18 protein-coding genes are annotated in these 23283 nt (G+C 35.1%); 6 read left to right on the plus strand and 12 right to left on the minus strand.

Annotated elements, in window-relative coordinates; all coding sequences use genetic code 11:
• The first annotated feature begins 70 nt into the window (after window positions 1-70).
• Entirely contained in the window at window positions 71-541 is a 471-nt protein-coding gene (locus QP953_RS10660) for a hypothetical protein (protein WP_052598729.1), read from the plus strand.
• A 210-nt stretch (window positions 542-751) separates the two neighbouring features.
• Here the strand turns inward: QP953_RS10660 and QP953_RS10665 are convergent, their stop codons facing one another.
• Window positions 752-2146 (minus strand): VWA domain-containing protein, encoded by a 1395-nt coding sequence (locus QP953_RS10665; protein ID WP_309554976.1) that lies wholly within the window; start codon window positions 2144-2146, stop codon window positions 752-754.
• Window positions 2147-2344: 198 nt separating this feature from the next.
• On the minus strand, window positions 2345-2704 hold the full coding sequence (locus QP953_RS10670; RefSeq protein ID WP_309554978.1) for a cupin domain-containing protein: 360 nt from the start codon (window positions 2702-2704) through the stop codon (window positions 2345-2347).
• 137 nt (window positions 2705-2841) lie between these two features.
• Here QP953_RS10670 and QP953_RS10675 point away from each other — a divergent pair, with 137 nt between their 5' ends.
• From QP953_RS10675 to QP953_RS10695, 5 genes are all read left to right on the plus strand, one after another.
• Window positions 2842-5454, plus strand: a complete 2613-nt coding sequence (locus tag QP953_RS10675; RefSeq protein WP_309554979.1) for an FAD-binding protein — start codon at window positions 2842-2844, stop codon at window positions 5452-5454.
• Window positions 5455-6549 (plus strand): hypothetical protein, encoded by a 1095-nt coding sequence (locus QP953_RS10680; RefSeq protein WP_309554981.1) that lies wholly within the window; start codon window positions 5455-5457, stop codon window positions 6547-6549.
• 335 nt (window positions 6550-6884) lie between these two features.
• The gene (locus QP953_RS10685) at window positions 6885-9923 is read left to right on the plus strand and encodes a CHAT domain-containing tetratricopeptide repeat protein (RefSeq protein WP_309554982.1); all 3039 of its coding nucleotides are present in this window, start codon (window positions 6885-6887) and stop codon (window positions 9921-9923) included.
• Window positions 9924-10270: 347 nt separating this feature from the next.
• The gene (locus tag QP953_RS10690; RefSeq protein ID WP_309554983.1) at window positions 10271-10897 is read left to right on the plus strand and encodes a C2 family cysteine protease; all 627 of its coding nucleotides are present in this window, start codon (window positions 10271-10273) and stop codon (window positions 10895-10897) included.
• 4 nt (window positions 10898-10901) lie between these two features.
• Window positions 10902-11372: a hypothetical protein gene (locus QP953_RS10695; RefSeq protein WP_309554984.1), complete on the plus strand. Its 471-nt coding sequence runs from the start codon at window positions 10902-10904 to the stop codon at window positions 11370-11372.
• Window positions 11373-11662: 290 nt separating this feature from the next.
• Here QP953_RS10695 and QP953_RS10700 read toward each other — a convergent pair whose 3' ends face one another.
• The 10 genes from QP953_RS10700 to QP953_RS10745 form a co-directional block, all read right to left on the minus strand.
• Window positions 11663-12583 carry an IS3 family transposase gene (locus tag QP953_RS10700; RefSeq protein ID WP_309554985.1) on the minus strand — a complete coding sequence of 307 codons (921 nt, stop codon included), beginning with the start codon at window positions 12581-12583 and terminating at the stop codon, window positions 11663-11665.
• Window positions 12580-12852, minus strand: coding sequence for a transposase (locus tag QP953_RS10705; protein ID WP_309554986.1), 273 nt, complete (start codon window positions 12850-12852; stop codon window positions 12580-12582). The genes QP953_RS10700 and QP953_RS10705 overlap by 4 nt, the downstream gene beginning before the upstream one ends.
• 137 nt (window positions 12853-12989) lie before the next feature.
• Window positions 12990-14477: a hypothetical protein gene (locus tag QP953_RS10710; protein ID WP_309554987.1), complete on the minus strand. Its 1488-nt coding sequence runs from the start codon at window positions 14475-14477 to the stop codon at window positions 12990-12992.
• 150 nt (window positions 14478-14627) lie between these two features.
• The gene (locus QP953_RS10715) at window positions 14628-15269 is read right to left on the minus strand and encodes a hypothetical protein (protein ID WP_309554988.1); all 642 of its coding nucleotides are present in this window, start codon (window positions 15267-15269) and stop codon (window positions 14628-14630) included.
• A 4-nt stretch (window positions 15270-15273) separates the two neighbouring features.
• On the minus strand, window positions 15274-16968 hold the full coding sequence (locus tag QP953_RS10720; RefSeq protein WP_309554989.1) for a PHP domain-containing protein: 1695 nt from the start codon (window positions 16966-16968) through the stop codon (window positions 15274-15276).
• A 126-nt stretch (window positions 16969-17094) separates the two neighbouring features.
• Window positions 17095-18141 carry a leucine-rich repeat domain-containing protein gene (locus QP953_RS10725; RefSeq protein WP_309554990.1) on the minus strand — a complete coding sequence of 349 codons (1047 nt, stop codon included), beginning with the start codon at window positions 18139-18141 and terminating at the stop codon, window positions 17095-17097.
• Window positions 18138-18854 (minus strand): leucine-rich repeat domain-containing protein, encoded by a 717-nt coding sequence (locus QP953_RS10730; protein WP_309554992.1) that lies wholly within the window; start codon window positions 18852-18854, stop codon window positions 18138-18140. The genes QP953_RS10725 and QP953_RS10730 overlap by 4 nt, the downstream gene beginning before the upstream one ends.
• A 6-nt stretch (window positions 18855-18860) precedes the next feature.
• Window positions 18861-19418, minus strand: coding sequence for a hypothetical protein (locus QP953_RS10735; protein ID WP_052598716.1), 558 nt, complete (start codon window positions 19416-19418; stop codon window positions 18861-18863).
• Window positions 19419-20618: 1200 nt separating this feature from the next.
• Window positions 20619-21743, minus strand: coding sequence for a hypothetical protein (locus tag QP953_RS10740; protein WP_309554993.1), 1125 nt, complete (start codon window positions 21741-21743; stop codon window positions 20619-20621).
• Window positions 21736-23160 (minus strand): hypothetical protein, encoded by a 1425-nt coding sequence (locus QP953_RS10745; protein WP_309554994.1) that lies wholly within the window; start codon window positions 23158-23160, stop codon window positions 21736-21738. The genes QP953_RS10740 and QP953_RS10745 overlap by 8 nt, the downstream gene beginning before the upstream one ends.
• Window positions 23161-23283 lie beyond the last annotated feature (123 nt).

Genomic DNA, 23283 nt, shown 5'->3' on the forward strand with positions numbered 1-23283 from the left:
TTCAAACTTGGATAGAAGCAAAAAATGCTTTGATAACAAGTGTTTTAAGATCATTTTAAATAATTAGATTATGTTAACGGACAATCGCACAACAAATGTTTATCCATTAAAAGATGATGTGGCAACTATTTCAGGACTAATTCAGGCTTCTTATGAAGTTGTCTCTGGTTTCAAAGGGGAGCAGAGAGAATGGGCACGTGACTTATCTTTACACCATCCCAAAGCTATTTATTCGTATAAAAATTCGGAGAATAAACAGGTTACTATTCCTATAAGTGAGTTCCATGAAGATACAGATTCTATGATTATGGAAACGGATTTTTTTGAGTACGAAGTCCATAGAGAGGTCAAGGTTTTTGGAAACATTGCACAAGTTTGGAGTACGTATGAAACAACCTTGATGAAAGATGGACCTGTGAGAAGAAGAGGTATTAATAGTATTCAACTAGTTTATGAAAAAGACAGATGGTGGATTATATCTTGGGTCTTTGATAAAGAAACGGATGAAAATAGAATTCCAAAAACATTTGATAAACATTAGAGTAGGTTCGCAATTTATGTTCTTCGAAACCAAGTATCTATAACTCGAAGATGGAGTTTAAATAGGTTCTGAACCGAATTTGATTTTTTCAAAGTGATAAAAAATATCTGGAGCACAAGATACAAACAATCGTAATAGCCAACGCTATTACGATTGTTGTTTATGAACTTGACCGTTTCAGAAAATATAGACAGACCTAAAAAATATACCTTACTTTCGTATAACTTTTAGGGTATTAGAAGTTCCTCTATCTGTTGTTAGGCTTAAAATATAAATACCAGTTTCCAAATTTAGATGATGCAACTGAATGGCAGATGTACTAGGATTGAGTTGTCGTGTTAGTATCGGAACACCGTCTATAGAACTTAAGTGTAAAACAGGTTGATTGCCTTTGATGATATAATTGACATAAAGGCTGTGTTCAAAGGGATTGGGATAGGTTTTGAGTAGTTGAGAAGGCTGTGGATCAGATGTATCTTCTGTTTGGCGTTTTTTGAATAAAAAAACTAAGCTACTTGCTAGTAAGATAACAGCGATTCCCATGCCAGCATAGGTGTACAAGCGTTGGGCAGCTTCTTGTTCTTTTTTTTCTAAATGTTGGACAACTTTTGAGGGGAGTTGTAAAGAAATGTCATTGTTGGTCAAATAAATGGAGTCAATGTCAAATGTCAAACGAAAATCTCTTTGAGCGTTGGAGGCAAGATTTTCAGAAGCGTAACCTAACTCATAAATCGAGCGTATTTTTTTAGAAATATTATCATAAATATTGGATAAAGCATTGGAGGACTCGGTGTAATAAAAACTACCTCCTGTTGCTTCGCTCATTTGAGATAAAGCTTCCTTGTTGGCATTGCCCAAGGCAACGGTATAAATAGGAACCTCCATGGATTGAGCTAGTTGAGTGACTTCTTCTAAGGTAGCACTAGAACTATTGTCTCCTCCATCTGATAAAGCAATGATTACTTTTATGCCTGATTCTTTGGCTATGTTTTCTAAAGAGACTTTGACTGCATCATAAAAAGCGGTCAATGAGGTGGGTTTCATGGCCGAAATTTGCTTATTGATAAGAACTTGGTCGCTAGAAAAATCAAGAACTTTGTCTACTTTTTCAGAAAAACCAACCACTTGAATAGAGTCTTTGAGGTTATCCATAGATTGAACAAAACCTTTAACAGCTTTTTTTGCATTATCAATGGGAGCAATATAACCTTTGGGAGGAATAATTTGACCGTATCGACTATACGTACCTAGAAATTTACCATTCTTATCAAAAAGCTGATTATAATCTTCTGCCATAGATCCTGAATGATCAACGACCAATCCTATTTTTATAGATTCATTTTCAGATATTCTTTTTAAACAATGAATGGGGCAGGGTGTTGTGCCTTCGAAGATTTGAACTTGTTGCCTAGATAAGTTCCAGATAGGATTGCCAGAATGAGTTGCCGCATTAAAAATTACTGTAATTTTGGGAAAATCATCAGGGTAGACCCGTATGATATTAAGAGAAGCGGTATCTCTACTTTCAAGATTCAAATCAATATTATCTTGCGCTTGCTGCGTCCAACTCCAAAATAGTATTATTACAGAAAAAAAATATTTCATTTCCATGCTTGAAGGGTTATGTATTTGCTAAATGTAATAATACAACTCATTTTTATGAAAAATAATTCTATTAGCTCTGTATTTTAATTACAGAATCGTTAGATGTGCTTCATGAAAGACCAATTCAAAAAAATTCTAAAAAGTATTGGTGTCGCTAGTTGATTGAGGGAATGGGTAGAAGCTTCAATGCGATTCTAATTAAAAAATCTCCTCTTCTTCCTCTTGCCAATAAGGTTCTACAATGCATAAAAAAACTAAATCTTTTTGACCAATGTTTTTAATATACTGTGAGGCATTGGGAGGAACTAAAAAGACATCATCTTTGTTCACTTCAAAGCTCTTGTTGTCAATGTGCATTTCTCCTTTTCCATCCAAAATATAATAGGTTTCAGAGCCTTTGAGTTGATGGGGAAGAGAGGCTTGACCGACTTCCACCCGTGCATGAGCTAGGCTGTATCCTATAGAAACATTGTCATGCAAAGGGTGCATAATTTCTTTTAACCTGGTATGATCTCCTGCTACAAATTCGGTAGCATCATTTAGTTTTTTATAAAACATAGTTTATATTAATTGTTAATACTTGTTACAAAATAGTTTTTTGTAAAAACGTTACTTTGTGTATCTTTTGCCCGAAAGTCGAGAAAAATCTAAAAACTAGCGCGTAGCATTACTTCAATAAATAAGAAAAATATTGCATGAAACCTAAAAAGCTTCAACAAAAACTTCCCATTAGTTATTTGATGTTGACCTATATTGGTCGTATCAACCGAATAACGTATTGGCATGCAGTAATTTTTATTTGGTTAGCATTTTATGTGTGTTACAATTTAATAGAGTATGTTTTTGGTACTCCAGCAACAATGATTTTGTATCCCTTTTTGTTTTGGAGTTTGTTGGCTACTGCGACCAAGCGGTTACACGATGTCGGAAAGTCTGGATATGCTTTATTGATTTTAATCATCCCAATTCTAGGACCACTATGGTTAATTTATCAATTAGGTTTTAAAAAAGGAGTAGCTGCTGCGAATGATTATGGGGGAAATCCCTCTAGTGCAGACGACTATTTGCAAGTGCCTGATGGCAAAAAAATCTACCATCTAAAAACTAAGGAGCGTATTGTTAATGATGTGACGCAATTGAACCCTGTTATTGTGGCGGAAATTAAGTGCCCTACTAGCATTGAAGAAATACAAGACATCGTTAAACAAACAGAAGGCAGTATTTCTATTGGTGGGGGACGTTTTAGTATGGGAGGGCAAACCACTAGTACTCAAAGTACGCATTTGGATATGCGCCAATTTAATCAAATCGTAACTTTCTCCAAAGAAGAAAAACGCATTAAGGTTCAAGCAGGAGTAAGGTGGTGCGATATACAGGCACATATTGACCCTCATAATTTGAGTGTGATGATCATGCAAACCTATGCCAATTTTACAGTTGGTGGTTCGGTTAGTGTCAATGTTCACGGTCGTTACATGGGCTTGGGTGCTGTGATTTTGTCTGTTTTGTCTGTAGATGTAGTTTTGGCAGATGGAAGCTTGAAGCACGCTAGTCGAACAGAAAATACAGAGCTGTTCTTTGGAGTAGTGGGAGGATATGGAGGATTAGGAATATTGGTTCAAGTCGAATTGGCATTGACGGATAATATTCCTGTAAAACGAGTTCGCCAAAAAATGAATAGGAAAGATTACTGGGCATTTTTTGATGAAAATGTTCGGTTTGATGACAAAATTGTTTTTCATAATGCGGATTTGTATTTGCCTTCTATTCAGAAAATTAATGCGGTATCTTGGGTGAAAACAGACGAAAAACCTAATGTAAAGCATCGTTTAATGCCCTTGAAAGCTTCTTATCCTTTGGAGCGTTATTTTTTCTGGGTGACCTCTGAATCTCCTTTTGGAAAATGGCGAAGAGAACACATTATTGAACCTCTGTTTTATTTGGGAAAGCGTGTGCATTGGCGAAATTATGAGGCTGGATACGACGTAGCAGAATTGGAACCTAAATCTCGCAAATGGAAAACGTATGTTTTGTTAGAATATTTTGTGCCTATTTTGAAGTTTGATGCATTCTCAGACAAAATGAATGAAATATTTTTACGTCATAAAGTAAATGTTATCAATATTTCTATTCGACACGCTGTCCCTGACGAAGGGGCTTATCTCGCATGGGCACGCGAAGAAGTATTTGCGTTTGTCGTATATTATAAACAAGAAACAAGTGCAGCAGCAAAAGGAGCTGTTGCCGTTTGGAACAGAGAATTGGTAGATGCTGTTCTGGAAATAGGAGGAACATACTATCTGCCTTATCAAGCTCATGCGACTAGAGCACAATTTTTAAAAGCTTATCCTAGAGCAACAGAATTATTCCAACTAAAAGCGCAATTGGATCCTGAGTTTCGTTTTAGAAATGTGATTTGGGATCATTATTATCAGCCTAAAAAACAACTCAATATGACTAATACTGGAGAATTTCAACAAGTCTTTTCTGATGTAAAGCAACGCGATGCTTTTTTTCGATTTTTGCAAGTAGTGTATAATTTGTACCCAGAGGAAAAATTTCACCATCTTATTGTAAAAGCTTGTGAAGAAAAACAAGCTGATCAAGCTATTTATGAGTTGGTTCAAAGCCAGCTATCAACCATTAAACCTTTCTTGGCAGATTTAAGATATGGGTTGCCTGCGCTAAAAAAACAAAAGCAAGAAATGACTCGTCAAACTTTGGAGTTGTTGGAAGGAAAGAAACAGATAGATGGGTATATGGAGATAGGGGCACCAGCACGTTACATATCCGATTTGCGAAAAAAGGTGAACGTAACTGGAAATATTTACATCATGCATGATTATGCGCCTGATTATTCTATTGCGGCTATGTTGGAGCGTGGGCAAATCCGAAAATTAGGGCAATACATTCCGCTAGATTATCAACCTATTGATCCCAATATCGTTCCTGATGCTAGTATTGATGTGGTTTCTTGTATGATTGGTTTGCATCATTGCCCTGTTCAAGCTTTAGAGCCTTTTATTCGTTCGATACATCGAGTTTTGCGTAAAGGGGGGCGTTTTATTTTGCGTGATCACGATGCAGGAACAGCTTCAATGGCAACCTTTTGCTCTTTGGTACACACCGTATTTAATTTAGGATTAAATGAATCTTGGGATTTTAATCAAAATGAGTTTAGAAACTTTAAGTCGATAGAAGAGTGGTGTCAGATAGTTTGTAAGTTGGGATTCGAGGATAAAGGCTTCCGAATTTTGCAACACAAAGATCCTTCAGACAACACCTTAGTATCACTCATAAAGTTGTAAATGATGAATCGACTACGAATTTTAATTGTTTTATTGGCTTTTATTGCAGGTTGTATTCATTATGCAAAATACCAACGAATGCAACGAACCTTTCCAGAAGGAGCGGGGCTTGTTATTGATAAACAGTGGTTGAAAACAAATGAAAACCCTATAACCCCTCCCAACCATCGACGTGCAGCAGACAATACTTTTTGGGTATATCCAGAATGGTATTTGGTGCATAGCCCTGCTGAACAAGCTGCTTATTTCAAAGAACATACCGCTACTACCTTGTCTTATGTGACACATCACGAGCAATTTTGGGATAGTTACCGAATTTTATCCGAGCAGATGGAGGGTAATTTTGAATTTAATTCTGAGTATCATACTATGGTTATGGTTATAGGGGCAAGTACTTCCACGGAGTATTTAATGAAGGCTTGGTATGAGAAAGTAGTCGGTCGAGTAACCGATACTAAAATTCCTGTTACCGAAGAAGATCAATGGAATGCTGCTTACCTGCAATCATATGTTGATTTTATACGAAAGGAACCATGGTTTAATTTTGATTATTGGCAGCAACTACAAGAATTGTGGACTCAAACTTCTTGGCTTGGACCTCATTTGTTGAGAAAATGGGAACGCAAATATGTCTTAACTTCAGAATTGTTATTTAAAGCATTTTATGGACAGTTGATGAAAATGGGGTCGGAATCTATGTATGGAGAAAGCCTTTTGAATACGGTTGTTTTAGTTGATCATTTGCCCAAAAACATTGGAACGTCAGCAACAGTTATGACTGTATTGCCAGATAGTTCTGCTTTGCTTAGTTTGCCTCGCTATGCTGCGTTTATTCCTGCTATTCGATATCTAGCCCATCAAGGAGTTAATGTTAAGGAAGTAGCGGGGAATAATTCCGCCATATTGATTAGTTTATTAACTCCAAAAGATACCCAATTGGATATTCCCAATTGTCAACCCCTTTTTACGCAAACGATTACTTCTAAAGTAGATGAGCAAAGAATCGTATTGGTTACGCCCGTTCCAAATTTGTGCGAAACATTAAGAATTTTGAATCGGCAGAAAATACGAATCGAACATATCTATGATTTCTAAATAACAATAGTTAGCTGCACTGTTACTAAAATAAACAACTCAATCGCTTATTGATACAAGTACTTTGTGCTTCAAAAGGGAATTCTTATATGAGAAATTGATTGTTGTGGTAGAAAAATAAAAAATCCATAGCATACAAAGGCAAATTCTTAGAATCAATTACTTATTTGTGGGGATATATTGGTATTTTTAGGCATTTATTCTAGCCTTTCCTTAGTATTCTATCAAGTAATTATTAGATAGTTATTTGATAAAGTACTAATCTACCCAATAGACAATATACTCATTTGTATTAAAACACAACTCTAGATATTCCCATTAATCAGAATTAATCTATGAAGCAATTATTTTTTTACTGTTTCCTACTTGTAAATTGGCAAATTACTTATGCTCAAGATACACTTTCTACTGAATTATTAGATTTAGATCATGAAGTGTTGGATTCGCTGTCTGAAGCAGCTTATCTCAAAGGAAATTATGCGGATGCTATTAAATATGCTGAAGCTAATTTGAAAAAAGCAGCGCAAACGGTGGGCGTCAAAGATAGTACGTATGGTGCTTATATTAATTACTTGGGTTTTTTGAATGTGTATTCAGGAAATTATACGGTTGCTGAACAACTTTTTTTACAAGGACAGATTATTTTTACCAATCTATTTGGACATGAGCATAAAGATGTTGCTGATGCATTAAGTGGATTGGCAAAAGTTTATAGAAGAACTGGTGCCTTCAAAAAGACAGAAGAAGTATTGCTAGAAGTTAAAACTATTAATGCTAAATTGTCAGGAACAGAGAGTCAAGCTTATGCGGTTACTTTGAATGATTTGGCTGTGTTGTATTATTATATGGGGCGTTATGAGGAAGCTGAGCTATTGTATCTTGAAAATAAAAAAATTAATGCCAAAATATCGGGGGGCATGAATGTCGAATATAGCAATACATTAGCGAATTTGGCAGCTTTGTATTATGTTAATGAGCAACTTGAGGAGGCAGAGCCGTTGTACTTAGAAGCTGTTGGCATTGCTAAAAAAGTGTATGGGGAAGAGCACCCACGTTATGCCAATACATTAAGTAATTTGGCAGCTTTGTATCTAAAAATGGGACGCAACAAAGAAGGAGAAAAGTTGTGTTTGGAGGTACAGGCAATTCGAGAAAAGGTGCTAGGAACAAAACATCCCCTTTATGCCAATAATTTAAACTTATTGGCTACTTCTTACAAACAACAAGGGCGATATGATGAAGCTATCAAATTGTCTATAAGAGTACGAGAAATATTAAGAACGACGATAGGAGTGAACCATCCCAAGTATGCTATCTTCTTGTCTAATTTTGCCAGTGCTTATTTCAAGATGGAGCATTATGAAGATGCAGAAAAGCTACGCCTTGAATCTTTAGAAATTATGGAGCGCAAAGTTGGTACTCAGCACGAGGGATATGTAAACTGTGTCAATGATTTAGTAGATGTGTATATCCGTCTTGACAATTTACCTAAAGCCAAACGCTATTTGCATAAATGCTTGCAAGCTGCATCTAACTCAACTATAAGTTTAGTACCTACACAAGAATGGAGAGATAGTTTAATGCAAGCAGATTATTTATCAATCAATCATCTGAACCAAATGTTACGAGGGTTAGAACGCTTGTATTTGTTATTAGAAAAGGAACAAGCACCCGACAAAGAAGCCAAACAATTGCTTGTAACAAGCCTTGCTCATGATTTATTTACAAAAATTCGAAAGTTATATACCAATAGTACGAGCAAGTTGCGAGTACTGGAACGTAGCGAACGTTGGAATGCTAGAGGTTTGTATTTATTGGAACAAGCAAATTTGGTAGAGCAGGCTTTTGATTTGGCAGAAGCAAATAAATCGGTCTTGTTGTTAGAGGCAACGAAGGCGGAAAAGGCATATCGATTGGGCAATTTGCCAGATTCATTGATGGACCGAGAAAATGAATTGTTTAAAGAAAGGGATGAATTACAAGCTAATATAATTACCAAACGCCCCCAAGTAGAACAAGATAGCTTGCGCAAGTTATTGAATGAAGTCAATCAAGATATTCGTTTCTTTGTTCAGCAGCTAGAAAAGGATTACCCGAATTATGTTCAATTAAAATACAAAAGTGATAATGCCACTCTACGTGAAATTCAAGCTCTGTTGTCCCCTAAAACAGCTTTATTAGAATATGTTGTGACTGATTCGGTTTTGTACTTATTCTATATTGATAAAAAGGAATATAAATTGGTGCGTCAGTCTTTGAAAAGAGAGCACTTGACAACAAAAATTAGAGATTTGTACCGAGCGTTGAGCAACTACGATTTGTTGGCAAAAAATCAAGAAAAAGCCTATGAAGCTTATACACGCCCTGCGCATTGGTTTTATAAAAAAATGATAGCACCTATTCTAAGAGAAACTTCGGATATAGAACATTTAATTATTGTTCCTGATGGCGAATTAGCTTACTTGCCATTTGAAGTTTTTTTGATGAACCCAGCACCACAAGGAGAGGTGAATTATCCAGATTTGGACTACTTAATTAAGCATTTTAAAGTGAGTTACAATTATTCTGCAACATTGTGGAAAGAGAACAAGCAAAGTACCAAGTCGGTTAATAATGGACAAATATTAGCTATGGCGGCAAACTACGATATATCTTTAGATACCCTAAAAAAAGATCTTAGATTACCCAACTATTATAGAGGTCGAAAGGGCTTGAAACCGCTCTATGCAGCTCGACGAGAGGTGAATGTTTTGTCCAAAGAATTTCAAGGCTACTTTGGTTTTGACAAAGATGCTTCGGAGCGTTTGTTCAAAGAAAAAGTAGCAGATTATGCGGTTATTCACTTAGCTATGCATGGCGTTTTGGATTATAAACAGCCTATTTTGTCTAGTCTGATTTTTACAGAAGATGGGGATAGTATAGAAAATAGTTTTTTGCAAGCCTATGAAATCGCAAATCTAAAATTAAATGCAGATTTGGTCGTGCTTTCTGCTTGTGAAACAGGCTTTGGTACTTTTGAGAAAGGCAATGGAATTGCTTCTTTAGCACGTTCTTTTATGTATGCAGGGGCTTCTTCCATGGTGATGACTTTGTGGCAAGTCAACGACTTTGCAACTGCTGAGATGATGAAAATATTTTATTCAAATTTAAGTAATGGTATGACAAAGTCGGAGGCTCTACGAGAAGCTAAATTGAATTTTATGCAAAATGCTTCAGGAATTGGTCCTCATCCTGCTTTTTGGTCTCCATTTTTGCTGGTTGGAAATGATGAACCTATTCAAATTATGCGTAAATCTACATGGATGTACTGGGGGCTAGGGCTTGTTGCTTTGGGGCTTGTGATTGTTGTTGCTTGGAGGTGGTGGCGTAGATAGATAGCTTAACTTTTACTATAGCTTGTATTTTTGCGATAAAAGAGGTATTTTATTTAATGCGATTATTTTTAATTCAAGTTGTGGTACATAAAAAGTCCTCCAATAGTTGCGAATTACAGTCGCAAAAATAAAACATATAAGGAATACTTCACAATGGCAATTTACGTTTTTTTATTTAAAAACCAAGCGCCAAGCGAAAACCATCTAACGCTGAAATTATCACAACAGTATTAAAGATACAGTAACTGTTCTCATAACTTTTTACATACATAACCTTTAATACAAATTACCCTAAATGAAAAAAACATCAATATGATATAGATGCCAATGATGTACAACAGGGAGATTTGGATGATTGTTTTTTACTGAGTTCTATTGCTGCTCTAGCAAAAAATGCACCTAATGATATAAAGAAATTAATTAAGGAAAAATCGGATGGTTCTTATGAAGTTACGTTATTTCTGCGAAAAGACCCTAGTACTGATAAACGTACGGCAACAATTATTCCTGTTAAAAATGAATTTGTTCGAAACGAGAAGAAAAAAGCTGCCTATGCAGGAAAAGGAGATAATGAACTCTGGGTTCAAGTCTTAGAAAAAGCTTATGCGCAAGCAATGGGAGGCTATGATGCTTTGTTAGATGGTGGTTCTTCACTAGAAACATTACAAGTACTTACAGGCAAGACAGCTACAAAAGGTCTGGTAAAAAAAGAAAACCAAAAAGAATTGTTACAGATTTTTGAGGAAGCTCTTAAAAATAAAACGCCTTTGACTTTAGGCTCTATGGACGCCCCAAACAATGAAAATTCTCATATTATTCTAAATGATGGACAAAAAATATATTATGATCATTTTTACTATTTGGATAAAATTGATGGCGTAATTTTTTATTTAAAAAACCCCCACGGGAAAGAACATTTGGAATTAAATTGGCAAAATTTGTGTAGTTACTTTATAGATTATGCTAAATTATAGTTACATGAAAGAAGTTGTATTATTTTTAGTTTCCATTTTTTTTCTAGAGGCTTGTGGATGCAAATATTATACACTTGGTTATCCTAATAAACCAGTTGTTACCTACTCAAAAGGCAATCATTGGGCAAGATTAGGCAAAGAGGTTAAAATCATGATTAGTATGCCTAAAAATGAGGCATATTTTATTAGCACGTATCATTTGCCAAGTGATTCTATTCTTACTGGATACTTTGCAATAATAAGTTTTGATAATGGTAAAAAAGATATAAAAGTAGGTAAAGGCAGTGAATTTGAGGTCGAAAAATGCAAATTCAGAGTTTTAGAAGTAGACCCTTATTATCATTATGATAGTTTGACAAATGATGTTTGGGGAGAGTCGGTAACACTTCAAACAATTGCTTACCCTAAATTTTGCCCTTGTCAGAATGCCCAACTTAGGAGGTACGAAAAAAAAGAATCCATAAAACCAAGCTAAAGATTAATTCCTATCATGAGTGCAAAGGAGTTTCAGCCTCGACCTCTTTTTTAGATTTTATGTAACGGAAAAAACATTTTAAACGAGTCTCAATGAAAGTAGCCTTATTATATCACAGGGTCAACAAATGGGAAACATCGTTCAAGCTTTTTTAGAGAAAGACTAAAAGGTGAAAAAGAAGACAAGTGGCGAGGTAAGGTAATCGCCACTTACAAACGAGATTTTCTTATTGTAGAGTATAAGTTGATGGATGATGTAGAACTGCGGAGTACCCTATCCTTAGGACCAGTTTAAGCTGATTTGTAATGAATATTCTGTAGATATTTTTCTTGCAAATCGCCCTCATAAAAAAGAGGGGTGTTTTTGGAAGAAAAATATCGGTTGCTTGGCAAATGATGGTCTATGCCAGCATGTCTACGTTCAAAATTATAGTATTGGAAGTACTTCTCCAAACCTAGATAAAGTGCTTTTCCATCTTTGTACTCATAAATATAAGCATTTTCATATTTAACCGACCACCAGAGCCGCTCAATAAATACATTATCTATACAACGACCTTTCCCATCCATGCTCAAACGTATGTTATGCGATTGAACAGCCTTGATAAACAGATGGGAAGTGTATTGACTGCCCTGATCTGTGTTTAAAATTTCAGGTTTACCATACTGTTCCACTGCTTGATCTAGCAGAGTTTTACACCAAGAAGCATCCATACTATTGGATAAAGACCAGCCAACAACAAAGCGAGAATATAAGTCAATGATTGCTGTCAAATACATGAAGCCTCCTGACATGGGAAGATAAGTAATGTCTGTTGCCCATACTTGATTAGGGCGTTCTACTTTCAAATCTCTAAGTAAGTAGGGATATACTTGCCTATCCTTGTCTTTGCTTGGTTTGGAAGTATTGGGACTAGGCAATATAGATCGCAAGCCCATCACTGCTGTATACAAACGTCGAACTCGTTTAAGATTGACTTTGTACCCTAAATCTTTTGTTAACCAAATATGTATTCGCTTGGCTCCTTTATATGGATATTGTAGATAATGTTCATCCATCAAGCGCATTAATTCTAGATTCAACTCATTTTCCGTCTTCGCTTGGTAATAATAACTAGAGCGATTGATGTTTAGTACCTTACATTGCTTACGAATGCTCAATTTTGGATGTTTGTTATCAATATGGGCACGTTTTTCATCCAAGGGCTTCATTTCAACACTTTTTTTAAAAAGTCATTTTCTACTTTTAGCTCACCAATTGTCCTCAAGAGCTTGTCTTTTTCTCGTTCTTCTTCTGTTTTCCCTCCCTTATTAGATGTAAAAACACCCTCGGCTCCTTCCAGAAATTGACGCTTCCAGCCACTAATTTGTGTCGGAGCTAAGTTATATTTCTTTGCCAAGTCGGATAAACTGGATACTTCTTTCAAGGCTTCTATAACTACCTTGGTTTTAAATTTTGCAGTAAATTTTCTTTTTTTCATACCTCTAATTTAAGCTTTTTTATTTACTTAACTAATGGTTCTGTTTTTGGGGTACACGGCAAACAAATGCGCCCAAGTTTTATCAAAATTATGAAAATGGATTCAGCATTATATCAATACCCGATAGAAGGGCGTTACTAAAAACGATCAAAATGTTTGGATTTGCTTTGGTGAATTAACTTGATGACATTATTTTCCAGTTTAAAATACTGCGAGCCAACTTTAAAGGCACTACCATTTTTTTTGTCTGCCAAATCGGTAATATCTTCGTTAATAGTATGCAAAGAACCACCAGTATAACGTGCCAAATAGATATAGTCTAAGTTGATGACATCCCCTTTGGCAATGCCACAAACGACAACCCGAACGGGTTTTCCTAACTTCATTAACCTAGGAATCAAGCGAAAATCTCGAACTCTAGAAAAGTTGTCTGCAATTAATACAACTCCTTTACATTTGGGAAATTTTTTAATGCCATAAAGAATGGCTTCGACATCATTTTCAGGAGCTTTCCCCCCTTTTCCATTGCGCATTGCTTCAAAAGCCATTTCCTCAATTTCTTGCACATTATCAGCACTAGTGTAATAACAACCACCAGAGTAGCCCAAAGGACCATCGGGTTTGCTATCGCCATCGTTAAAAAAAACAAACTTTTCGGTGGTGTTTTTTTTGATATGGCTTCGCAAAAAGAGTAGTGTTTGGGTTAAGTACGGGTGCATACTTCCCGTTACATCTTGCACCACTACATGGTCATCCCATCGTCCTAAGGTTCGATTAAGGACAGAATAAACGACAGAATCCTCCGTCATTTCAGCAATAACTTTTTCGGGTTCGGGAGCAGCATCCAAGTCAGGAACCTCTCGTTCCGTTATTTTCATTTCTTTGATTTCTTTGAAGCGATATTCCTTTGGACGTTTGGGACCTTCTTTGGTAAATCGTTTTCCTTTTTTTCGACCAGCTTTGGTTTTGGACAAGTATTTTCCTGTCCAAAAGCGTTTCCGAATTTTAGTATAAGTGGTATCTTGAATAATTTTGGTTGCCGTAGACTTGTTGAGCAAGGTTTTGATTTGAGCTACTTCTTCGTTGGTTTCCAATACTTTTGTTTCTGGCTCATCAACTCTAAGGTCCATAGCGGTACTAATCGTAATCCCATTTTTGGTCGTTACTCGATGGGGTTTGAGGTAAATGACAAAACCATGAAAATAAGTTTGTGCTTCTTCATAGTCCATGGTTCCATTTTGAGCCATCAAATTCCAATCAATCAAGTTATTATTAAATGCTTGCGGAAAAAATTGTTGGAACATCTCATAACGTTCCTTGTTCAACTTGATTTGGTCAAATGTTTTACTTCTTCTAAATACCGTATAAACCAAGTCGATGCGCTCTATCATCGTATCTTTGAGTGTATGAAACAATGCTTTATCGTCTTCTGTAAATAAGAATTTTGAGTAATTCATGGGTAAGTAAATGATATACTTACTTTTTCTAGAGACATCGTACTTTGCCAATTCGAATTCTTTGGCTTTAGACAACATTTCAGGAGATACCACAACGCTATCCATTACTTGGCTGTAAGTGAGCGAATGGAGGAATAACAATAAGAACGCAATCAAATAAATCTTCATAACAGTTTTAATTTTGGAACAGTAAGTTACGGAGATTTTAAAAAATACAAGGAATTAAATCATCAATAGTCTGTTAAAACTATATTAGTAGCTCTAAAATAGAGGAATAAGAAACGATCAATAGTCCCAATATATTGCTAATAATAAAACCTACTCATAAACATTAAAATAGATATATTTCCAAACTTCTTTTTCAGGATTAGGAAGACCTTTCTTGTCAAAGTACATTTGGATGCGGCGGCGGTACAACTTTCCTTTTTTCTCCAATATTTGAACGGTACCCTTGGCGATGAATTTATCACCAGCAGAGTGGGTATAAATATGGTAATTGTTGGCATCATCTATTTTAGGGTTAATTAAAATAGAATCGGTATAGTTGTGTATAAGAATGGTTCCTTCGGTGTAATTGGGGACCCTGACTTGTCCTAAAGAGTCACAAAAAAATAGCTTCTTATTATAAACAACAGGGTGAAACAACCTAGGAAAGGAATCTAAAATATAAGAACACGTAATTTGAATCGTATTTGGTGCAAGGGCTGTTTGGGATTTGGTAATAATAGGAGATGCCAAGCTATCGTATTCAAAAACAAGCTCCTTTTTATTAACAGTATATGTCCCAACGCCAATTGTCTCGCCCGAACCATCAATGTATTGATAACTAAATCTTTGATTGGGAAGTAATTTATAACAAGAAAAATACAAAGTGGTATTCTTTTCACAAATCGTTGTTTGAGAATAACTGGTTTGCCAAAAAGACAAGAGTATAAACAGCAGGCTTATCAATCGATTCATAAGATTACTTTTTGGTAGATATTAAGGCTTCAAAATCACTTGCTGATAAGCTATTGACACACATTTCTTTATTTAATAAGCCCTTTCTAGCTGCCAAAACTCCAAAATGAACATCGTGCACTCCTTCCAAACTATGGGCATCTGGATTGATTGCAATTTTTACCCCTTGCTCTAAAGCATAAGGAATCCAAGTATGATCCAAATCTAAGCGAAGCGGATTGGCATTGATTTCTATAATAACACGATGCGCAGCGCAAGCATCAATAACAGCTTTATGGTCGATAGGGTAGCCTTCTCTGGATAGTAAAATTCTTCCTGTTGGATGTCCCAAGATGGTGGTATAAGGATTTTTAATGGCTGTAATTAAGCGTTGTGTTGCTCTGTCCTTATCCATGCGCAAGGTAGAATGGATAGAAGCAATAACAAAGTCAAATTTTTCTAGAATTGTATGATCATAATCTAAGCTGCCATCGTATAAAATATCAGATTCTATTCCTTTAAAAATTTTAAACGGAGCTAGTTTTTCATTTAAAGCATCAATTTCTTCCATTTGAGCTAAGACTCGTTCTACTTGCAAGCCATTAGCATAAAAAGCAGATTTGGAATGGTCGGTAATTCCTAGATAGGTGTAACCTTGTTCTTGAACATAAGTAGCCATTTGTTCTAAGGTATTGGCACCATCACTCCACGTGCTGTGTGCATGCAGAATGCCTTTGATGTCTTGTTCTTGAATCAGCTCAGGAACAAAACCTCCTTTTATTTTAAAAATAATTTTGGAAACATCTCGTATTTCTGGGGCGATAAATGGCAAACCTGCGGCTGCAAAAATAGCTTGTTCATCCATGTCTTTTAATTCTTGGGGGTTGTTGTGTCGCCAATCTATTGGGGTGTCAAAAGCAGTCTCAAACAAGTCTTTGTTAAACGACTCTGTGCCCGTTGTTCGGAGCAAATTATAGCCAAAAAAGTCTGCATCAGAGGTACACAAAATAACAGGAATACCTTGATCGGGCGTTTTGCAATGATAGACTGGCGTTGTTCCATCGTGTTTGTCTAAAACTAAGATGTTTTCATCAAAAATGGCTTGAATATCGTGTTGACCAATAAGGATAGCAATGGCTTCTAAGATAGGTTCTAAGCGTCTAATTTTGCCTGTTAAACTAACCAATTCTGTGTCCAATGTTTCCTGTATATCTAAAACCAAATTTTCCGCTTCTTCCTCTAGTTTGGCAAAGTGAAATTTATCAATAGATTGAAAGAAATATTCCAACTGTTTTTTTATTGTTGCTTGTGTTTTTATTCCAAAACCTTTTAGAGAAACCAAACGATTTTCATTACAAGCATAAAGTAACTCTCCTGGTGATTGAATTTCTAATTCTTCCCACAGTAACTTTATCTTTTTTATACCAAGTCCTTTTATGCCAAGCAGTTGTACGATGCCTGTAGGTGTGGTGGCTTTATAGTCTTCTAGCAACTTCATTTTGCCATCTTTCTGCAACTCCATGACTTTTTGACCAATAGCATCTCCAATCCCCTTTACTTGCTTGACTTCTGCAAGACTCATATCATCCAAGGCTTCTGTCACTCCACGAAGAATTCGATAAGCATTGCTATACGATTTAATGCGATAACTATTCTCTCCGTTTAATTCCATCAATTTAGCTAGGGTTTGAAACTGATTGGCGTATTCTTTATTTGTCATGTTATAATATTCTCTTTTGGTGTGTTTAATCAATAGTTAGCTGCGCTGCTACTATTTAATAGCAGATAGCCTTTAGAAGGCTAAAAAGCCCCATAAAGGTAATAAAAATAGTAGAAATAAAGAGCATCAGTATTTGACTTGGCATTTAGGAAGCAAGGTCTTGATGCGGGTAATTTCGTCCTCTGTCAAGGCACAATCCCACAACCAAAGTAGCTTCAATTTTTTGAGTTGTGCAATACTATCAGGGAGCTGAATTCCGACATTACCAGTAAGTTTTAGTGATTTTAGTTGGCTTAAACGTCCAATACTTTCGGGAAGCGTTTTTAGTTGGCTGTCAAAAACGTATAGTTCTTTCAAGTTAGATAATTGCCCAATGGATTGGGGGAGTGCTTGTATTTTTGTTTTCCCAAGGTGCAGTTTTTCTAGGTTGGTCAAATAGCCAATAGATTCAGATATTGATATAATCGGATTATCACTAAAATAGAACGTTTCTACATGCTTAAAATCTTTAATGTAATCTGGAATTTCAGTAAGCTGATTATGGGATAAATTTAATTCTTTGATGGCTGTCAATTGGCTCAATACCTTGGGAATACTGGTGAGTTTGTTGCTGTGTATGTATAACGTATGTAAACGGGTTAAATTACGAAAGGAATCAGGCAAGGATTCCAACTGGTTGTAGTTTAGTCGGAGACGTTGCAAGCGATGAAGATTGTCAATAGATTTTGGGATAAAACTAAGCTGATTGTGAGAAATAGTAAGGTCTTCTAGATGGCTCATCCTTAAGATACAAGCAGGAAAAATACTAAAAGCATTAGAACTAACATTCAGCTCCTCCAAATCTTTTAAATAGGCTAATGTGTCAGGAAGGGTTTTTAGTTGATTGTTTCCTAAATACAAACGTTGTAAATTAAATAAACGCCCAATTAAATCAGGCAACTCGTTTAAATCTAGTTGATTGAGGTAGGCATGTGTTTTTCTTGTGATCTCATCCAAATAGTCTTCTAAGATACGTTTTTTGAAGCGATATTTTTTGACATCAGAAAGCCATTTTAGCACTAGCTCATATTCTTCCAGTACGATAGCATTGGCTTTAGATAACTCAATGGCTAAATTAATATTCTCTACTTTGGAAGTCTGTATAAGTTGGTATAGTTTCTCCTTATCTGTCATGATTGCCCAACAATAATTTTACAGGTCGGTAATAGTGTTTGTACTTTTAGTAAGGCATTTTTAGGGATAGGGTTGTTACTTAAATCAAGAATTTCAAGTTGTTGCAATTCTTTGATGAACGTGGGAATCACCGTAATTTGATTGCCTTGCAAATGAAGTGTTTTTAAATTGGAAAGCCATGCAATATCTGTAGGAATTTCTAACAGCTGATTATTGGCAATGGACAAATGCTGTAGATGCAACAATTGAGCCAAGGAATCTGGCAATATACTTAACTGGTTATTAGACAAGTCTAAATGCTTTAGGGTGGGTAATAAGCCAATAGATTCAGGAAGTGCTAGTAGTTGATTACCTTGCAGTTCTAGTTGCTCAATTTTGGGCAGCATACCCAAAGACATAGGAATCATATGAAGCTTGTTATAACTCAAATCCAATTGTTTTAAATTACTAAGCACACCAAAGTTACTAGGAATTTGTTCTAGATTATGTTCAGCCAAACAAATGCTTTCTAAAGAAAATAGCTCTAACAATAAAAGTTCTAGAGCGTTGATCGTAGGGGCAATAAGTTGTTGCTCTTGTAACCAATCGGCTAGTTGCAGATAAGGCTTCCAGTCAAAATTAGCATTCGAAAAACTTTGCAAGTGCAGCGCTTTAGCAATGTTTGTTACTATACCTGTTCGTAATAATTGTTGTATCTGTAAATTTGAACCCATTGTAAGCTAATTAAATAGAGACTGTAGAAATGCCTGAACTTTATTTGAGCCAACTAATATACTAATTTTATGCTGCTCTCCAATAGCAGTACCTGTCAAATGAATTTCTGTTAAGTATTTTAAATTTAAAACTTCGGGAGGAAAAGAGCTCAAATTTCGACACCCGCTTAAATCAAGTACGGTTAGGCTGTGCAAATGACCGACAGACTTGGGCAAATTAACAATGGTTGTAGAAATGATTTTTAATTGCTCTAAATCTCGTAAATATGGAATTGGAAAAGCATCTAAAATATTGTGGTTTAGTTTTAACCATCTCACTTTTAGCATATATTGTAATGATTCTTCCATGTCATCACTATTCATACTATTTAAGTTAGCTAGTAGGCGTAATCCAACTAAGCTCTTGTAATCTTTTGCTTGTAAAAGTGCTTTAAATTGTTCTTGAACATATTGTTCTAGTCTAGAATCATTTTGCCAAATGAGCATCGCAAGACGAATATTTTTTTCGTCCCAAGAGTTAATTAATTCTAGTAAGTTTTTTTGTTCTTTCTCAATATCTTTCACGATGAATAAAAATAAGAGTGCTCTAAAAAATTGTCTTTGGTTGTCATGGCTAGTCTAACTATGTTGCAATTGCAGAAACCAAAGCGTCCAAAAATTTATTAACGAATGTTTTGTTTATAACAGTCTGTGCGACTCTTCAAGATATTTTTTGTTATCTAAAATGCCACATCCATGCTTTGTTTGGATACGAATAAAAGCTATTGGAGAGCTTAGAAGAGTCTAATATATTATTAAAATAAAATTATAACCTCAGGGTATAAGCAGGTGAAAAATTCTAAAGTAATGAATCTGTTTTACCTTGTAAGAGTAGCTAGTTGTATTGCTACGACATGGTTTTAAGGAACGATTGTTAGGTGTCAGCTTTGTTTATGAATGCTTTTCATGATTTTTTGAAATTCATTTTTGATTGATAATCAGTTTTTTTGAAAATGATAATTTTTAAGAATTATAAAATGATAATCATAGACCCTACAAAAGTGTTAAGTTTCTTACTACATAGATCGTACAAAAGGTATTCACCCAATCAATTGATTGCCAAAGGTTTTTTATTATTGAATGTAAGATAGACATAATAAACGCTATGATTAATATGAACCAATGGCAGTTTGGGCAGAGACTATATGGCAAAACTAAATGATTGCTAAGTAATAAGCATACAAAGCCAGCTCCCAAAGCATAGGTTTGGATAGATAAATCAGCGTTTGAAACACTTTGTGTATCAGATGACGACTACAAATGAGTTGATAGGATTCAATGACTTATCAAAAGTAGAGAATCACAAATAAATTTTGTGCGCGTATGTTATTTAGATAGTTTGTTGCGTTCGTAAGAACGTTATCGCTTCGTTAGTTCTCTACAATCAATAGCTTTTGGATCTTATGCTAACTCGGCAAGTTTGGCTAACAAAAATAAAACTAATACGGTATCCTTTTTTCAATTCCATATAGTTCGCTCAAGAAAAATAGTTAAAACTAATTTCTAATTCATTCAAAAACTACTCATTTGTGATAACCATCTATTGTATGATTAACCCGTCAATGATTAAAAATAGAATGGGCTTAAAATAGAATTAATAACTGAAAAATGTAAAAAAAAAATAAAAAAAATGTCCTATTGCTGTGTTTTATTTTTATCCCAATTTGTGCATTAAAATTTTTCCTAACTATTCATTAATTGGGGACAGGCATAAGTATAAAAAGCTTAAAAGGTTATTTTAGTATTGGGTAAGTGCATTTGTATGCTTTGTTGTTCTTGCAAGGACAACCGTTTATTTTGACTTAAATCTAAAGTAGTTAGTTGTTGTAAGTTTTGAATAGACGAAGGTAGTGTTTTGAGTTTATTATTGTTCAGATTTAATACTTTTAAGGAACTAGCATTACCAATACTATGAGGTAACTGTCGTAAAAAATTGCTGTACAAATCTAGATGAACCAATTGAGTTAGATTGCCAATGCTTTCAGGTAACTCTATCAAACGGGTATGACCACATTCCAAGGTTTTGAGTTTTTGCAACTCTCCAATGTCATTGGGCAAATCCATTAAGGGATTATCATTTAATCTCAAATGATTTAAGTGACTTAATTCTGAGATAAAAGAGGGCAATGAAGAAAGATTATTATCTGAAAGGTCTAAGTATTCCAAATTGTTAAACTGTTCTAGAAAAGCAGGAAGTTCCTTTAGGTGTAAACGATCTAGAGATAACTTTTTGAGTCGTTTGAAATTCCCTATAAAAATAGGTACTGCTTCTAAAGGACAACTCGAAAGTCTTAACATTTCTAATCGTTCCAACTGAGCCATGCTTTCAGGTAAATACTTGACTTGCGTAAAGCCAATGTTTAACTCCTCCAACGCTTGTAAGTTTCCAATGCTCTCTGGAAGTGTTTTTAAGTCTCGACAGCCATAGAGTTTTAATTGTTTAAGTTCTGAGAGCTGTCCGAGAGACGCTGGCAACGATGTAATAGGGCAACTAGAAATACTAAGGGATTCTAAATTGGCAAGATTTCCAATTGAATCAGGAATTTCTTGAATTTCGTCATACTCAAAATGTAGTGTCTTGATGTGGTATTGACCATATGGAGTACCCCAAAGGTCTATTTTTTTTTGTTCTGAGCATTTACCCTCTTTGATGTAAGAAAAAATAGTGGGCAAAGATTGGACGCTTTTTCGATTGAATAATTCTAATAATGGTTGAAAATAAGCTTCTACCTCTGCAATTAATGCTTTGGGTTGGCTTTTTAAAAGCTGTATACCCAAGGCTGTATTTTCATCGCCACTAATTAATAATTGGCAAATATGCTCCAAGTTTTTAGATTCAAAATTACTCATAACTTATGGTTGTTCTTGGTAATAAATCTTCAATTTTTTCTTTTTCTTCTTCGTCAGAACACAATGGGTTTTCTGATAAGAATAAGTGAGTAAGGTGTTGCAATTGAGCAATCGAATCAGGAAGGTGTTTTAAGTTATTTTTACTTAAGGAAAGTACTTTCAAATTTTCCATTTCACCAATGCTATCAGGCAAAGATTCTAATTGATTGTTGTAAACATATAACTTTTCTACTTTTTTTAGTGCGCCAATGGATGCTGGCAACGTTTTTAGCTGGTTGTGCGACAAAATTAAACCACTTAGTTCTGTCAAGGCACCAATGCTATCAGGCAAAGATTCTAATTTGCCTTCTTCAAAATCTAAATAGGTAAGTTGTGAAAGTTGCCCTATTGTATCAGGTAGTGTTGTAAATGGATTTTTGTTAATTTCAATAGTTGTTAATTTACTTAGATTGCCGATAGATTCTGGTAAGGCATCTAATTGATTGTTGTTGGCTTTTAGCGTCTGTAGTTCTGTTAAGTTACCAATAGTTGTAGGCAATGATGTTAGCGAGCATCTTGCAATATTCAATTCTTCAAGTTGTGTTAAATTGCCAATACTGTCGGGCAATGTCTCTACTTTTTTGTTCCAAGATAAATCTAGACTTTTTAGCTTAGAAAGTTCACCGATCCATGTTGGAACGGAACTAATCTGGCTAGTAGAAAAAACTAGCTTTTCTAATTGATGGAGTTTTTGAATAGCTAGAGGTAGCTCAGACATCAAATTGTTGCCAGCAATAAGTTGCTTGAGGTTCGATAGATTGCCCAACGATTTTGGTAGTGACTTGAGAACAGGATTACCATGTCTACGATCAGAATTGTAATAAACATTGAGGTATTCTAATGATTCTAGTTTGCCAATTGCTTCTGGTAGTTCAGGTAAAAAATTAAAGGCTAAGTATAAAAATCTAAGTTTGGATAGTTTTCCAATGCTATTAGGGAGTTTTTTTATCCGATTGTAATGCAGGTTTAAGATTTCCAATTCTGAAAAATCACCTATGAAGGTAGGAACTTCACTAATTGTATTCTTCGCAACTCGTATGGCTTTTAGGTTTTTTAATGCTTTTAATTCTTTCGGAATTTCTTTCAGCTTTTTGCTGCGATCATATTTAAAAGCGTCAATGCGTTCGTCAAAAGGAGGAGTAGACCACAAGGCAACTTCTTGCGCATAAGTGCATTTATCAGCATCTATTTTTTTTAAAATCCCAGAAAGATCACTTAACTTTTTCTTTTTAAAGATTTTCAAAAGAGGCATTACTTTTTCTAATAATGCTGCATTTAATTCTTCTGACTCTTTTTTTAAGTCTTTCAAAGTATTTTTGCTGGTTGCTTCGTCTGTTAACAATGCGTTGTAGTATTCCTCTAGTGTTTTTTGACTCATTTTTTATTAAATTGAAGGTAGAAAGAAAGGTAAAATATATAATAAGGAGATTTTTATTAAGGACTTTCAAAGTAAGCAATATATTTGTAAAAATGGGTGTTTCAGGCTTTTTTAACAGCAAAA

Origin of the sequence: Aureispira sp. CCB-E, assembly GCF_031326345.1 — a bacterium.
Lineage (GTDB): Bacteria > Bacteroidota > Bacteroidia > Chitinophagales > Saprospiraceae > Aureispira.